Origin of the sequence: Candidatus Desulfosporosinus nitrosoreducens (genome assembly GCF_030954495.1) — a bacterium.
Taxonomy (GTDB): Bacteria; Bacillota; Desulfitobacteriia; order Desulfitobacteriales; family Desulfitobacteriaceae; genus Desulfosporosinus; species Desulfosporosinus nitrosoreducens.
The window spans coordinates 21,806-35,527 of the sequence record NZ_JAVHUW010000025.1 but is presented as its reverse complement, the minus strand read 5'-3'; the positions used below and the strand labels follow the sequence as shown (position 1 = coordinate 35,527).

Annotated in this window: 15 protein-coding genes; 1 reads left to right on the top strand and 14 read right to left on the bottom strand. The window is 40.5% G+C overall.

Annotation, left to right across the window (positions count from 1 at the left end):
- Positions 1-340: 340 nt before the first annotated feature.
- On the bottom strand, positions 341-1,372 hold the full coding sequence (locus REC12_RS02520) for a YkvI family membrane protein (RefSeq protein ID WP_308892143.1): 1,032 nt from the start codon (positions 1,370-1,372) through the stop codon (positions 341-343).
- A 122-nt stretch (positions 1,373-1,494) separates the two neighbouring features.
- On the opposite strand from REC12_RS02520, the gene yyaC reads away from it, so the two are divergent.
- Positions 1,495-2,064, top strand: a complete 570-nt coding sequence (gene yyaC / locus REC12_RS02515) for a spore protease YyaC (RefSeq protein WP_308892142.1) — start codon at positions 1,495-1,497, stop codon at positions 2,062-2,064.
- A 2-nt stretch (positions 2,065-2,066) separates the two neighbouring features.
- Here yyaC and REC12_RS02510 read toward each other — a convergent pair whose 3' ends face one another.
- The 13 genes from REC12_RS02510 to rpmH all read right to left on the bottom strand — a co-directional run bounded on the left by REC12_RS02510 (position 2,067) and on the right by rpmH (position 13,446).
- Complete coding sequence (locus tag REC12_RS02510) at positions 2,067-2,570, bottom strand: DUF4446 family protein (RefSeq protein ID WP_308892141.1); 504 nt, start codon at positions 2,568-2,570, stop codon at positions 2,067-2,069.
- A 55-nt stretch (positions 2,571-2,625) separates the two neighbouring features.
- Positions 2,626-3,327, bottom strand: a complete 702-nt coding sequence (locus REC12_RS02505) for a DUF554 domain-containing protein (protein ID WP_308892140.1) — start codon at positions 3,325-3,327, stop codon at positions 2,626-2,628.
- 362 nt (positions 3,328-3,689) lie between these two features.
- Complete coding sequence (locus REC12_RS02500; protein WP_308892138.1) at positions 3,690-4,535, bottom strand: ParB/RepB/Spo0J family partition protein; 846 nt, start codon at positions 4,533-4,535, stop codon at positions 3,690-3,692.
- The gene (locus tag REC12_RS02495) at positions 4,528-5,298 is read right to left on the bottom strand and encodes a ParA family protein (RefSeq protein WP_308892137.1); all 771 of its coding nucleotides are present in this window, start codon (positions 5,296-5,298) and stop codon (positions 4,528-4,530) included. Before REC12_RS02495 ends, REC12_RS02500 begins: the two co-directional genes overlap by 8 nt.
- A gap of 146 nt (positions 5,299-5,444) precedes the next feature.
- Positions 5,445-6,896: a VanW family protein gene (locus tag REC12_RS02490; RefSeq protein ID WP_308892136.1), complete on the bottom strand. Its 1,452-nt coding sequence runs from the start codon at positions 6,894-6,896 to the stop codon at positions 5,445-5,447.
- 274 nt (positions 6,897-7,170) lie between these two features.
- On the bottom strand, positions 7,171-7,890 hold the full coding sequence (rsmG, locus tag REC12_RS02485) for a 16S rRNA (guanine(527)-N(7))-methyltransferase RsmG (RefSeq protein ID WP_308892134.1): 720 nt from the start codon (positions 7,888-7,890) through the stop codon (positions 7,171-7,173).
- Complete coding sequence (gene mnmG, locus REC12_RS02480; protein ID WP_308892133.1) at positions 7,890-9,794, bottom strand: tRNA uridine-5-carboxymethylaminomethyl(34) synthesis enzyme MnmG; 1,905 nt, start codon at positions 9,792-9,794, stop codon at positions 7,890-7,892. The genes rsmG and mnmG overlap by 1 nt, the downstream gene beginning before the upstream one ends.
- Before the next feature lie 8 nt (positions 9,795-9,802).
- Positions 9,803-11,164 (bottom strand): tRNA uridine-5-carboxymethylaminomethyl(34) synthesis GTPase MnmE, encoded by a 1,362-nt coding sequence (mnmE, locus tag REC12_RS02475; RefSeq protein ID WP_308892132.1) that lies wholly within the window; start codon positions 11,162-11,164, stop codon positions 9,803-9,805.
- 116 nt (positions 11,165-11,280) lie between these two features.
- The gene (gene jag / locus REC12_RS02470; RefSeq protein ID WP_308892130.1) at positions 11,281-11,907 is read right to left on the bottom strand and encodes an RNA-binding cell elongation regulator Jag/EloR; all 627 of its coding nucleotides are present in this window, start codon (positions 11,905-11,907) and stop codon (positions 11,281-11,283) included.
- A gap of 34 nt (positions 11,908-11,941) precedes the next feature.
- Positions 11,942-12,616, bottom strand: a complete 675-nt coding sequence (locus tag REC12_RS02465) for a YidC/Oxa1 family membrane protein insertase (protein WP_308892128.1) — start codon at positions 12,614-12,616, stop codon at positions 11,942-11,944.
- 11 nt (positions 12,617-12,627) lie between these two features.
- The gene (yidD, locus tag REC12_RS02460) at positions 12,628-12,834 is read right to left on the bottom strand and encodes a membrane protein insertion efficiency factor YidD (protein WP_308892126.1); all 207 of its coding nucleotides are present in this window, start codon (positions 12,832-12,834) and stop codon (positions 12,628-12,630) included.
- Positions 12,835-12,843: 9 nt separating this feature from the next.
- A complete protein-coding gene (rnpA, locus tag REC12_RS02455) occupies positions 12,844-13,182 on the bottom strand; it encodes a ribonuclease P protein component (RefSeq protein ID WP_308892124.1) in 339 nt (112 codons plus the stop codon).
- Between the two features lie 129 nt (positions 13,183-13,311).
- Positions 13,312-13,446 carry a 50S ribosomal protein L34 gene (gene rpmH, locus REC12_RS02450; RefSeq protein WP_007777819.1) on the bottom strand — a complete coding sequence of 45 codons (135 nt, stop codon included), beginning with the start codon at positions 13,444-13,446 and terminating at the stop codon, positions 13,312-13,314.
- Positions 13,447-13,722: the final 276 nt, after the last annotated feature.

The following is a 13,722-nucleotide window of genomic DNA, read 5'->3' as shown; positions in this document are numbered from 1 at the left end:
TCCGGCAAAAATTTATCCGCTGACTAATCCGCTCTAAGACTCCCGCTTCGGCAAGCGGTGAGTTAAGAGCGGCTGAGTCCCTGGATAAGGGCAACTAAGATTCAGATGGAATTAAAACTCCACCTGAATCAAGTCTTCTTTATTGCCAAGTTAAAGAGCTCTTTTCAAAAGATTTAAAGCTCTTTCAAGTCTCAAAGATTTTTGCTTGCATAACTAAAACTTTGTTTTACCCATCAGAGTCACTCCTGCAAGACTATTGGATTCCTGTTTTTAGAATGACCAAATCTCTTTGCCGACAATCCAAATTATTAGGAACTTCGACGGATTTGATTGTTTTCCTCTACCGTTTTAACCAAAAGAATAGGATCATGGGCAAAAAAGCCAATCCCAAGTAACCGAACAAGGGGTACACAAACTGGACAATCTGAGAGAATTTCACTCCTGCTATAGGCAATAACAGACATAAGAGTATAAATGCCGCTTTATTGTAGGTAAGTATGCCGGTTTCGACGACCCTGCTAACTAGACTAAAGCCATTTCCTATGGCTGCCGTAATCATTGCCAGCCAAAGCACAATAACATAAAAGAATTCCGGCCAGTCACCCAATTTTCCTGCCACTGCAACCATCGGAATTTCTAAGCCCAATACTTCAGGAAATCTTAGTAAAGCCGCACCTATGACAAATGCAAAAATTCCTAGGGCAGCTCCGCCTAATACTGCTCCCAATCTGGCCCCGGCTCTTTGAACATCTTTGCCAAGGGAGGCAAAGACAACCATGGCTAAGGTTAAATTAAACGATACATATAAGACGGCAGAAAAAGCCCAATTTTTTACGATCGGATTAGTTAAAACTACAATCCCTTCTCCATCTCCCGACTTAGCTAAAAAGACAGCCAATGCTGCAATTCCAAGACAAAATACAAACTTTAAAGGTATCAGGACGGTATTGATCCACAAAACCCCTTCACCTCGAAACCATAAAGCTAAAGCGATTATTGATCCGGTCAGTACAATCCCAAACCATCTGGAAAAACCGAAATATTCCTGAAAGAGTGCTCCGCTTCCCGACATCATCGCCATCATTCCTACGAACAAAAGGACGCTGACTAGTCCATCTGCCCATCTGCCCCATCTGCCACTAAGTAAATGATCAAAAAACTCAGGGTAGGATGACACTTTCCAGCGTTCTTGAAGATCCAACATGCTCCACCCTAAGAGAGAAAACAACATCGTGCTTACCAAAACTCCCGCTAATCCCCATCCTCCAAAACGAGCAAAAAACTGTTGTATTTCTTGGCCAGATGCAAACCCCGCCCCCATAACTGCACCTACATAGGTAGCTGCGACTTGAAACGTTGTTTTCCATTTCATGCTTTTCCCTCCTCGCCATCATACTTATGGTCCGAAGAGATATCTAATGCATAAATGGGGTCTCCTTTGGAAAATATAATAGATGATTATAAGTTAGGAGTAGAGGATTTAGGGGGGAGCTTGTGAGTTTCTTTTCATTGCTGCATGAACCACAAAAAATTAAAGCCCACGTTGATGACAATTCTGCAAAGGCAAAATTGGAAACGAGGCTTTCAGAGCTTTTCACTTCAGCGAAGAAACGACCGGCAGTGATTCTTTGCATTGGCACAGACCGTTCGACGGGAGATGCGCTCGGACCACTGATCGGAACCCAGCTTTCACGCTTAAAACTTCCGCAGCTCCATGTTTTCGGCACTCTTGATGAGCCAGTTCACGCAACCAATCTGGGTGAGACTATCCGGTTCATCGAAGAATCTTACTATAACCCTTTCGTTATTGCTGTGGATGCCTGTCTCGGGCGTATGGACTCTGTAGGTTGCATTACCCTGGCTGATGGTCCTTTAAAACCTGGAGCCGGAGTCCATAAACAATTGCCCGAGGTGGGAGAGGCTCACTTGACCGGTATCGTCAATGTAGGCGGTTTTATGGAATTTATGGTATTGCAAAACACCCGCCTTAATCTGGTTTATAAAATGTCCGAGAATATCAGTTCACTTATCACTCACTCATATTTAAAAATTTGCTATCATTAAAATTATACCTTAGGGCCTACCATGGCTTTGGAAATAACCTCTTTTTCCTCATTAGATAAGACATATGTTGATTCTCCCCGGCTTATAGGTTTAGCATATACTCTTGATTCTTCGCGGTTATGAATTGAATTTAAGACAATTCCGTCTCCGTCTTGATTTAATAAGGCCATCGCAAAGCTTAAATCACTGCCAACGTTTTCGAAAGCTTTATAGCGTACCATTTCAACGCGATCAACGCTGGCTTTCAATTTTAACTCTAGAGGGTCCAACCTGGCACTGCATTGTTTAAGTCTTTCTTCTTGTTCCGCTACTTTTTCGGTATAACCCTGAAGCATTTTCTCCAAATCATTTCCCGACATAAATGTCTTTAGACTCAAATAAGCTGTTTCAAAACGCTTCATACGTCGAAATAACAGAATAACTATGATATATGCAATCAGCAAAAGCACAGCTAATGCCCCGAATGTCCACCAAATCACGGGCATCATACCACTCAATATTGTCAACGGTGAGTTCCTCCTTTAGTTTACTGCCGAAAGTATAATTTGCATTACTTGCTTTTTACATACCTAGATGAAGTTTCGTGAACAAAAGGGTAATCGGAATAGCAATAAATATCCCCGGTAATAGATTACCCACTTTTACTTCTTTTATTTCTAAGATATTTATGCCAATGCCCACAATCAACAAGCCGCCCGTAGCCCCCATTTCGCCAATCACCGGTCCTGATAATATGCCTTGAAGCAATCCTGCTCCCAAGGTTATTGCCCCTTGGTATAAAAAGACAGGAATCGCCGACGCTATCACACCTATTCCCATTGAGGAGGCAAATACTATTGCTGATATCCCATCTAACATAGATTTAGCGAAGAGTATATTGTGATTACCTTTCAGGCCGCTTTCCAGTGATCCCATGATAGCCATCGCGCCAACGCAGTAAATAAGGCTTGCTGTGACAAAAGCTTTGGTGAATCCTGATTTTTCTCCCTTCTTGGTAAATTTACTTTCTAACCATTGACCAAACTCCTTTAAGCGAAGTTCTATATCAATCCATTCTCCTAAAATTCCACCTATTACCAGGCTTGCTATAACGACTAGGGAATTCTTTGTCTGTAGCGCCATACTGCCGCCAATGAGCAGTACGGCCAAGCCAATTCCTTGTATTACCGTACTTTTCATTTTTTCCGGCAGGGCATGACCAAAAAGTAGTCCCGCGAATCCGCCTATCACAATAGCTATTGTATTTACTATTGTTCCCAGCACCTAATTAACCACCTTCCAGAATACGCATTTAGCCAGCGGTAGATATCCTTTTTAGTTGGCTACCATAGCTGATTTTCCAAGTTCCTTTTAACAGGCCTATGTTTTTATTTTAAGAATAATCTCCTCACTAATTTTACTTTTTTCTTTTCCTTATCTTTTCTAACTATTGTTTCTCAGATTAATTGTTTGTTCCACATGGAACATTTTCTGTCTTTCCTCTTTCTGATCAGTAATTATTAATTTTTACTTAACTAATTAAAGCCACTAATTTGAGCTAATGTTCCACGTGGAACATCCTAAATCGAAGCGCCTACCCTATGAAAATTAACAGCATTTTGTTCCACGTGGAACATTAGCAGAAATTATTCCATTTGAATATTCCATATGTCTAAGAGCCTATTCAATTCATCCTCGGAAAAATATTGGATTTCAATCTTACCTCGTTTAAGATTTCCTTTTAGCTGGACTTTTGTTTGAAAGCTGGCTCTGAGGCGATCTTCAACATTGTGCAAAAGCGGAGGTTGTTCTACTGCTAATCTAACTTTTGGTGTCTGCTGGGTAAGGCGGTCAATTAGTTCCTCAGTTTCTCTGACTGACAATTGTTCTTTAGCTGCTTTTTCAGAAACGATAACTTGTAAAGAGGAGTCTTTAATACCTAAAAGTACTTTGGCATGACCCAAAGAAAGCTTGTCAGCTTTGAGCATTTCAAGGATAACCTCCGGCAATTGAATAATACGCAGCAAATTTGCCACTGTTGCCCGAGCCTTACCAACCCTTTGCGCAACTTGCTCCTGAGTCAAACCATATTCATCAATAAGACGGCGATAAGCAATTCCTTCCTCTAAAGGAGAAAGATTAGCCCGTTGTATATTTTCAACAAGTGCCCGTTCGGCCATCTGTTGATCGTCACAAATTTGTACGATACACTCAATAACAGAGAGGCCGGCAATTTTAGCGGCACGCAAGCGTCTTTCCCCGGCGATAATCAGATAACGATCACCTGACGGTCGTACTAAAATAGGCTGAAGCAAACCATGTTCGCGAATTGAATCTGCCAATTCATTCAAAGCCTGAGAATCAAATTCGCGGCGTGGTTGCCCAGGATTAGGCTCTATTTCAGAAAGCGGGATTTCTTTAATCACAGAGTTACCAGCCAGCTCGTCAGACAAAAGTGCCTGAAGTCCACGTCCCAATCCTTTCTTAGACACGTTCCAGAACCTCCTTCGCAAGATCACGGTAAACTTCTGCACCTCTTGAACGGCTATCATAAACATTGATCGGTTTTCCATGGCTAGGTGCTTCACTCAGGCGAACATTACGAGAAATTATCGTTTGAAACACTTTTTGAGGAAAATACTTTTTGACTTCATCAACAACCTGAATAGCTAAGTTTGTTCGAGCGTCAAACATCGTTAACAAAGCCCCCAAGATATTTAAGCCAGGATTGAGATGTTTGCGAACCATTTCTAAAGTATTCATTAAAAGCGTTAAACCTTCCAACGCGTAATACTCGCATTGAATAGGAATTAAAACATCAGTAGCAGCAGTTAAAGCATTGATAGTCAGTAAACCTAAAGAAGGCGGACAATCAATAAATATAAAGTCATAATCTTTTTTAATACTCTCTAAAGCAAGCCGTAATTTAGTTTCCCTTGAATCTTGAGAAACAAGTTCAATTTCGGCTCCAGCCAAGAGAATTCTGGCAGGTATAGCTTTCAAGGACTTTTGATCGGTTTTTTGAATTACCTGCTCAATTGGGATGTCATTAATGAGCACATCATAAATACACTTGGTCAATTTATGCTTTGAGATACCTATGCCACTCGTTGCATTTCCTTGGGGGTCCAAATCAATAAGTAAAACTTTATTCCCAAGTTCAGCCAAACAAGCACTTAAATTAATGGCTGTCGTGGTTTTTGCTACTCCGCCTTTTTGATTGGCGATAGCAATTACTTTGGTCGTCAACGGCATACACTTCCTTTATAACGAACTACACTAAAAATATCCAACACATACTCTAAATACTATCAAACCCCTTCCAATAAAAAAAGCGTTTAGAACGCTTTTTTTATTCATTAAGAGAAATATTTGCTTCGCTGTAGTTATAAAGAAGGTCATCAAGGTCCGCTAGCTATTATTTTAGGTAAAGGTACATAAACACTTTGTTTCAAAGGATCAGTGCTCACAACCTTGCCATCAATTTTAACAGTTCGCACAGATTTAACAAGATAACCGGGCTGACCTTGTTGCTTAATCACAGAAACACCGTGTTTTAAAGTTTGATCTACAACATGCTGTTCATCCGGCTGAGTCACAGATTCTGTTGTATTTGCTATTTCCACTGTCTGTCCTGGGACAACCTTGCCATAAAGCTCAATAGTTAAAGAGTTCGAAGTGGTTTTAGTACGAATCAATAAATAAGCACCCGTATTGTTCTGAAACTTTAAATCCAGGTCCGGATAGGCAACCGTCGCATCTTGTCCTAAAGGAACATAAGTTATCGCCAAATCGTGATTCGATCGCTGTACAACCGGAAGGTTAGCTAAAAGACCGGTATTATAGAGCGTACTGGAAACCTGGCAAATGCCTCCGGCCAATCCCGGTACAAACTTACCGTCTACAATTATATAAGCGTCTTTATATCCTCCTTCGACGGTCCGCTCACCAACGATATTATTAAAGGATAAAATATCGCCTGGTTTAACAACCGCCTTATCAAGTGCGTTAGCAGCAAGGCGAACATTCTCTGAACGCTCAACTTGGGAGGGATCAAAATGCGTTGTATAAGTTGCCAAAAGACCGGTGATTTTCTGGCTTTCTAACTGAGCCGCAGTTACCTGTGGCGATTGATCTTTAAAAGCTACTTTAACGCCAGAACTCGGATGGAAAATATCCAGCGCCTTGATTTGAGTCTTTAGAGCGTCAAGATCAAAATTTGAACCATTCTGTTCGCCTTTAATATTCATAGTATTTTGAGGAGTAATTGCAAAAGAGGCATCAACAGCCGGTTTATTGTAGCTTCCCAACTGGCTGTTTAAAGTCTCCGTCATTTTTTTGTCATCCCAATTAGATGTAAGATTAAAATCAACACCTTTGGCAGCATTCATCTTTGCAGAGATCTTAGAGTAAAAAGAACCCTTACGGCTAATAGCGTAAGCATTTTGCAAAGCTTGATCACCAGAAACCAAAAGTCCTAAATCTCCTAGTGAAATATTAATGGTTTTTTGATCGGCATCCAAAGCTAAGGTCTGACTCTTAAGATGTGTAATTTCCTGATCTAAAGCAGCTTGGGCTTGAGTCTGAGTCATATTCCCGACATTAACACCGGCAATTTTAACTCCCTCAACAATTGTGTGGTGATCCCAAGTATAATAAACCACTGGAATAGTAACAGCAAGCAAGAGAAGCAATACAATCCCCGAAACAATTAGAACAGCCTTTTTGTTCAATATGCGATTTTTCCCGGCCCGACGTCTCCTTTTTACAGGATTGCGATTATGACCATACACTTCTGTAGCCGCGACTTCATCTCTTCCAAACTTAGCTCTTTTCTCTTGTGACTCGTCCAAATCGCACCTCCTCAATTCTTTTTCTTATACCGCTAAAAAGGATAATTTGTTTGCTGCTTTATAGGGCATAAGTGCGGCTAACCCCTTGCCTGCGCAAAAATCGCAAAGCGGTAACATAGCCAAGTCCCTTTTTCGGCTAGTAGGTTAATCAAAAGTATAATTCGACATTAATTTCATATTACCTTCATAATAAAGGATAAAAAGAGCTTTACTTCAATAAGCAAAGCTCAAGTATTCGTGATTTTAAGATCAATTAATTATTATTCTAAAGTAATTATAATAAAGGATGCTTAGCCGGAATTCCCGCTTTCCGCGGATAAGCGGGAGGGGTCTCCTTAATCTTGCGAATGCTGATAATCGCCCTATGTTCCGCACTTTCACCGAGGGAATAGCGTTGAAGGCTCTCAACCTTGCCACCCAAGAGATTTAATGCAGCAATAGACTCATCTAATTCCTCTTGAGCCTGCAAACCTTTAGGTGAAAGAAACAAGCCATTAACTTTTAAGACGGGGAGCGCAAATTCAACGAGTACGGGTAGTCGAGCTACAGCTCGACAGGTCACAGTGTCAAATTGACCCCGATAATGGTGATCACGCCCAAAATCCTCAGCCCGGGAATGAATTGTCCTGGTTTCTTTCAAACCAAGACGAGAAATAACAATATCAATAAAGTCTAAGCGTTTTTTCAAAGAATCAACTAAAAAAACCTTCAAGTCAGGTCGAAGAATTTTCAGTGGAATACCCGGAAAGCCGGCACCCGTTCCTAAATCTACAAATTTAGTTCCCTGAATATAGCTTGCCAAAACCATGGAATCTATAAAATGCTTTAAAATAATTTCCTGAGGATCAAGGATTCTCGTAAGATTTAATTTTTGATTCCAATCAAGCAATAGATCTCCAAAAAGAGACAAATCCTGAATTTGCTTATCCGACAAGTCGTAGCCTAAGTAGAGCTTAGTTGAAGCTTGAATTTGAGAGGCATATTCTTGGAACATTACCTTTTACCCCCTCGTTGCCGTTGCTCAAGGAAAACAAGCAAAACGGAAATATCAGCGGGGCTAACGCCGGTAATTCGAGAAGCCTGCCCCAGACTATGGGGCCGCACCTCAATAAGCCTTTGCCGGCCTTCAGTAGACAGACCTTTTAAATTTTCATAATTAAAGTCTTTAGGTAAGATTCTATCTTCCATTTTGGCAAATCTCTCAATATCTGACCATTGCTTTTCAATATAGCCCGCATATTTTGTTTCAATAACCGCTTCCTCTAAAACCTCTTGATCATAGTCTGCCAGTTGAGGAAGAAGCTGAATCATATGATCCAAAGTAATTTCCGGCCTGCGCATTAAATCCTGAGCATTTATTCCTCCGCTGGTTGGGGTTGATTTCGCACTTGCCATTACCGTCGTTAAACTTTGATTGATAGGAGAAAAAACAGTAGACTTCCAAAGCTTGATGATCTCTTCAAAGTTCTTTTTCTTTGTCTGAAAACGCGCCCAGCGCTTGTCATCTACTAAACCAAGAAACCGTCCTTTTTCAGTCAGCCTCAGGTCAGCATTATCTTGTCTCAGAACAAGACGATACTCAGCGCGCGAGGTCAAAAGGCGATAAGGCTCTTTTACCCCTTTAGTAACCAGATCATCAATCATAACCCCCAGATATCCATCAGAACGGCGAAGAATAAAAGGCTCTTTACCCAAGGAACGCATTGCCGCATTAATACCCGCCATTAATCCCTGAGCTGCAGCTTCTTCATAACCTGAAGTCCCATTTAATTGACCGGCAGTAAATAAACCGGGCAATTGCCGAAGCTCTAGACCCATCGTCAGTTGATGAGGAAAAACATAATCATACTCAATAGCATAACCAGGCCGCAGCATTTTAACATATCTAAGACCGGGAATACTTTGCAAGATCCGGATCTGAACTTCCTCCGGCATACTGGTCGATAACCCCGCAACATAAAGCTCATCAGTATTCCAGCCTTCAGGTTCCAAAAAAATCTGGTGAGCGTCGCGTTCCGCAAAACGGACAACCTTATCTTCAATTGAAGGACAATAGCGTGGTCCAATCCCCTCGATTTTTCCGGAATAAAGAGGTGCACGATAAAGGTTTTCACGGATAATATTATGGGTCTCCTTAGATGTATATCCGAGCCAACAAGGAATTTGCAGAGAAGGGTCTCTATGCCAGAAAATGCTTTCTGTAGGCAAAAATGAAAAAGACCATAAGGAGTCATCACCAGGTTGAATACGCAGCTGCGAATAATCGACAGAATGACGATGAATTCTTGGCGGAGTTCCAGTCTTAAATCTGCCCAGCTCAATGCCATGTTCTTTAAGAGATTCCGACAGACTTAGAGCCGGCATCTGTCCATTCGGCCCACCTTCATACATTGAATCACCGAGAATAATTCTCCCTCGCAAGTAAGTTCCACTTGTCAAAACGATACTTTGAGCTTCATAACGGGCTCCAGTCCTTGTTACAACACCAGCTGCCTGATGCTGGTCGACCACAATCCGCTCGACCAGCCCTTGAGCAACTGTAAGCTTCGGCTGTTTTAATAAAGTTGCCCGCATCTGATTCTGATAAGCTTGTTTATCGGACTGCACCCGCAGAGCATAAACAGCCGGGCCTTTTCCTGTATTTAACATTTTGACTTGTAACGAGGTTTCATCCGCATTAATCCCCATTTGCCCGCCAAGGGCATCAATTTCACGCACCAAATGCCCCTTCGCAGGTCCCCCAATCGATGGATTGCAAGGCATATGGGCAATTGTATCCAGATTTAAAGTTAACAATAATGTCTCACAACCCAGTCGGGCAGCGGCAAGGGCAGCTTCACATCCTGCGTGTCCTGCGCCAACGACAATAACATCATATTTTCCAGCAAAATATTCCAAGGTCGAACCTACTTTCCAATACAAAATCGAGAGAAAATGTCTTCGAGCAATGATTCTTGAACATTATGTCCGGTTATCTCGGAAATATATTGAAGAGCTCGCCTAATGTCAATGGAAAGAATATCCCAGGGCATGGAGAGATCCAAACTGGTTTTAGCTTGGGTGAGCGCGGTATAACAATGCTCTAAAGAAGAAATCTGGCGAAGATTTGAAAGGAAAGAATCTTCTTTATTAATAACCTCTCCTTGATATACTCTCTTTTTTATTTCTTCTTCCAGCTTGTTAAAACCCTTTTGTTGAAGGACTGAAAAAGGTATCCAGCAGCCAACATCTTCCATAACAATATTTTCATCAGGCTTCATTAAATCAATTTTATTAACAAGAACCACCACTTTATCGGAATACTCTTTAAGTATATATCTTTCATCATCCGAAAGAGGAAGATTCGCCTGCACAACCAGTAAAATCAGTTCCGCAGTCTTCAAAGCCTTCCATGTTCTCTCAATCCCAAGACGTTCAACAACATCTTCAGTTTCCCAAATCCCCGCAGTATCTACTAATTGCAAAAGTATCCCCCCAACACTGACAGATTCTCTGATTTCATCTCGTGTTGTGCCGGGAATATCTGTCACGATAGCCCGCTCTTCTTGCAATAAAGCATTAAGCAAACTAGATTTGCCGACATTCGGCCTACCTACAATTACGGTAAGCAGACCTTCCCTAATAATTTTTCCTGTCTTGCTTCCCGACAAAAGATTTTGAGTTAAAACTAAAACTTCGGCTAAATCTTTATCTAAAGTTTCTCGATCCAAACTTTCAACATCATCTTCGGGAAAATCAATACCTGCCTCAATGAAGGCCAAAATCTTCAGAATAGCTTCCCTAAGATTTAAAATTTTTTGGGACAATCCTCCACTTAACTGAGACAAAGCTAAATCAGCAGAAGTCTCTGTACGTGAATTAATTAAATCAATAATAGCCTCCGCCTGAACCAGATCCAGCTTACCATTTAAAAAAGCCCGTTTGGAAAATTCTCCGGCTTCAGCAGTATGAGCCCCGTGACGAAGACAAGCACGTAAAATTCTTTGAGCAACGAAAGGCCCGCCATGGCAATTCACCTCATAGACATCTTCACCCGTAAAAGAGCTGGGAGCAAACATTCTGCCAATCAAAACTTCATCAAGAACATGACCTTCGTCTCGAAAAATACCGAGGTTTAAGGTGAAATTATCCTTACGCAACCATCGTTCTTTGGACCGAGGTTCAAAACATTCCTCAATGATATTTCCCGCTTGAGGTCCACTTAATCTGATAATGTGAACACTCGCTTCTCCCATTGCTGTGGCCATTGCCACAATAGTTTCTTCCACCTGATCATCTCCAATTACATAAACAAATGATAAAAAAAGAGGGGATTCTTCCCCTCAACCTAAATATCTCCACCATTTTTAATAAAACATTAAGTTGAAAGGTTGTTTAAAGAAACTTAACCTCTTTTAAGGGCAATAACGACACGCCGATTAGGATCATCACCTTCACTGAAAGTGGAAATCCTTGTATCATCCTGTAAAGAAGTGTGAATAATTCTCCGTTCATGAGGATTCATAGGTTCTAGCACAATTCTCACACCTGTTCGTTTGACCTTTTCCGATAAGCGTTTAGCTAAACGAATCAAAGTCTCTTCGCGACGCAAGCGATACCCTTCTACATCGACAATAATTCGCACCCGCTCGGATAACTTTTTAGCAACCGCCAAATTTGTCAAGTATTGCAGGGCATCCAAAGTATCTCCCCGCCGACCAATTAAGATGCCAAGATCCGGTCCGGTGATATTTATATGCCAATTCTCAGCATTCTTACTTATCTGAGCACCTGCTTTAACCCCCATAGCCTGACAAACGTCATTAATAAACTCAGTTGCTAATATTCCAGGATCATCTTCATAAGAAACTCTAACTCTAGCCAGTTTTGTCCCGAAAAGACCGAATAATCCCTTTTTTGCAGGTTCTTCAAGAACTTCAATATTGACATATTGACGATCAACGGCCAATTCCTGAATTCCAGCTGCGATCGCTTCTTCAACCGTTTTTCCGGTTTTCTCTGCAACCTTCATGAACGATCCTCCTCACGTCTTCCCCGTTCGTTATCTATGCTGCGCTTTTCTTTTGATTCGACAGTTTACGATTAATATATAGCTGTTGAAGAATCGAGACACAGTTCATAGTTACCCAATATAAAGCCAAACCGGATGGTACCGTGGCACTAATATAGGCAAAAAATAAAGGCATTATATATAACATCGTTTTTTGGGTTGGATCTGTCGATGCATTCGGATTCGTAACTTTTGTCTGCAAATACGTCGTAGCTGCGGCAAATAAAGGCAAAATAATATGATAAGACGGGCTAAAACCATAGACCTTTGTTAAATCAAAGCCTAAAAACCAGTGAGCGGAAGCAGCAGAATTTCCATAAGGAAAATTTCGAAGAGTGCTGTATAAGCCCCAGAAAATCGGCAACTGCACAACAATAGGAAGACAGCCACCCATAGGGTTCACTTTATGTTGCTTATATAATTCCATAATTTCAGCATTTGCTTTTTCTTTATCATTTTTATACTTTGCTTGGATTGCTTTAATTTTTGGCTGAAGATCGACTGTTTTGCGCATCGAAGCCATTTGTTTATAAGTTAAAGGATAGATAATCGTCTTGATTAAAATTGTTAATAAGATAATCGCAACACCATAATTAGGCAGCCCTACTGTAGATGACAGATTATAAAGTATATTTAACAAATACGTCATCCAATGCACAATAATATTCACAGAAGCCCTCCTTAAACTGGATCATGCCCTCCAGGATGAAACGGGTGGCATTTTAAAATTCTAATGAGTGATTTATAACTCCCTCGCCAAAGACCGTATTTTTGCAGCGCCTGAATAGAGTATTCAGAACATGTCGGATAAAAACGGCATGTTTGTCCTTTTAAAGGGGAAATAAATTTTTGATAAAATCTCAGCACTAATACTAATAAATGTTTCACATTAAAGACTCATTTCAAAATTAAAGCATTCGCCCTTTTTAACATCATCATGATAGACGTTTCGACTTCGATAAAGGAAACTCCTTTGATCTTAGCTCTTGCAATAAAAATAATTTGCAAGTCGGGTTTTATTTCCAAGATATGTAGCCGTATAACTTCACGCAAAAGTCTCTTAGCACGATTCCGTTGAACTGAATTGCCGATTTTTTTTGAAGCAATAAATCCGAAAGATTGTTTATCTCCTTTAAAAATATAGACAGCGGCATATTTAGCAGAAAAGTTTTTTCCATTCGCAAATATTGCTTGAAAGCCTGACTTTTTGCGCAAACGTAACTCTCTTTTTAGCATAATTCCTCCAGGCTTATATCCGTGACAATTCTCTCATATTTTAACTCCTGAAGACAATATTTAAACCTTTTATAGCCTTTTGGAGCAAATTAATAATCCATTTAAAAAAAAGGCCACATAATTGCGGCCTTAAACTGACAACTTCTTCCGACCTTTTAATCGACGGCGTTTTATCACATTTCGCCCTGTTGGCGTACTCATACGGCTTAAAAAACCATGAACCCGCTTATGGCGGCGATTCTTTGGTTGATATGTTCTCTTCAATTTAAAGACACCTCCTTTTATGAATAGCAAAAACATCCTAAGCAACAGACTTACTTAAAGATTATACTCTAATAATTTTTGTTCTGTCAAGCAAGGCCTTACGGTAAGATGTGGATAACATAAGGTTCCATATAAGTTATCCACTGTGAATAATTTAATAAAACACGAAATCTTCCTGTTGATAACCTTTTAAAAACTTGATATTATAATTTCACACCAGCTTACAGCAACTGCAAACTTATTTTTTATTATCCACAGCTCGCAATTTGATCAAGT

Excerpts from the sequence above, each read along its gene's own strand:
- REC12_RS02520 (WP_308892143.1), bottom strand. The coding sequence starts at position 1,372 with ATGAAATGGAAAACAACGTTTCAAGTCGCAGCTACCTATGTAGGTGCA.
- jag (WP_308892130.1), bottom strand. The coding sequence starts at position 11,907 with ATGAAGGTTGCAGAGAAAACCGGAAAAACGGTTGAAGAAGCGATCGCA.
- rnpA (WP_308892124.1), bottom strand. The coding sequence starts at position 13,182 with ATGCTAAAAAGAGAGTTACGTTTGCGCAAAAAGTCAGGCTTTCAAGCA.
- REC12_RS02495 (WP_308892137.1), bottom strand. The coding sequence starts at position 5,298 with ATGCCGTTGACGACCAAAGTAATTGCTATCGCCAATCAAAAAGGCGGA.
- rsmG (WP_308892134.1), bottom strand. The coding sequence starts at position 7,890 with ATGTTCCAAGAATATGCCTCTCAAATTCAAGCTTCAACTAAGCTCTAC.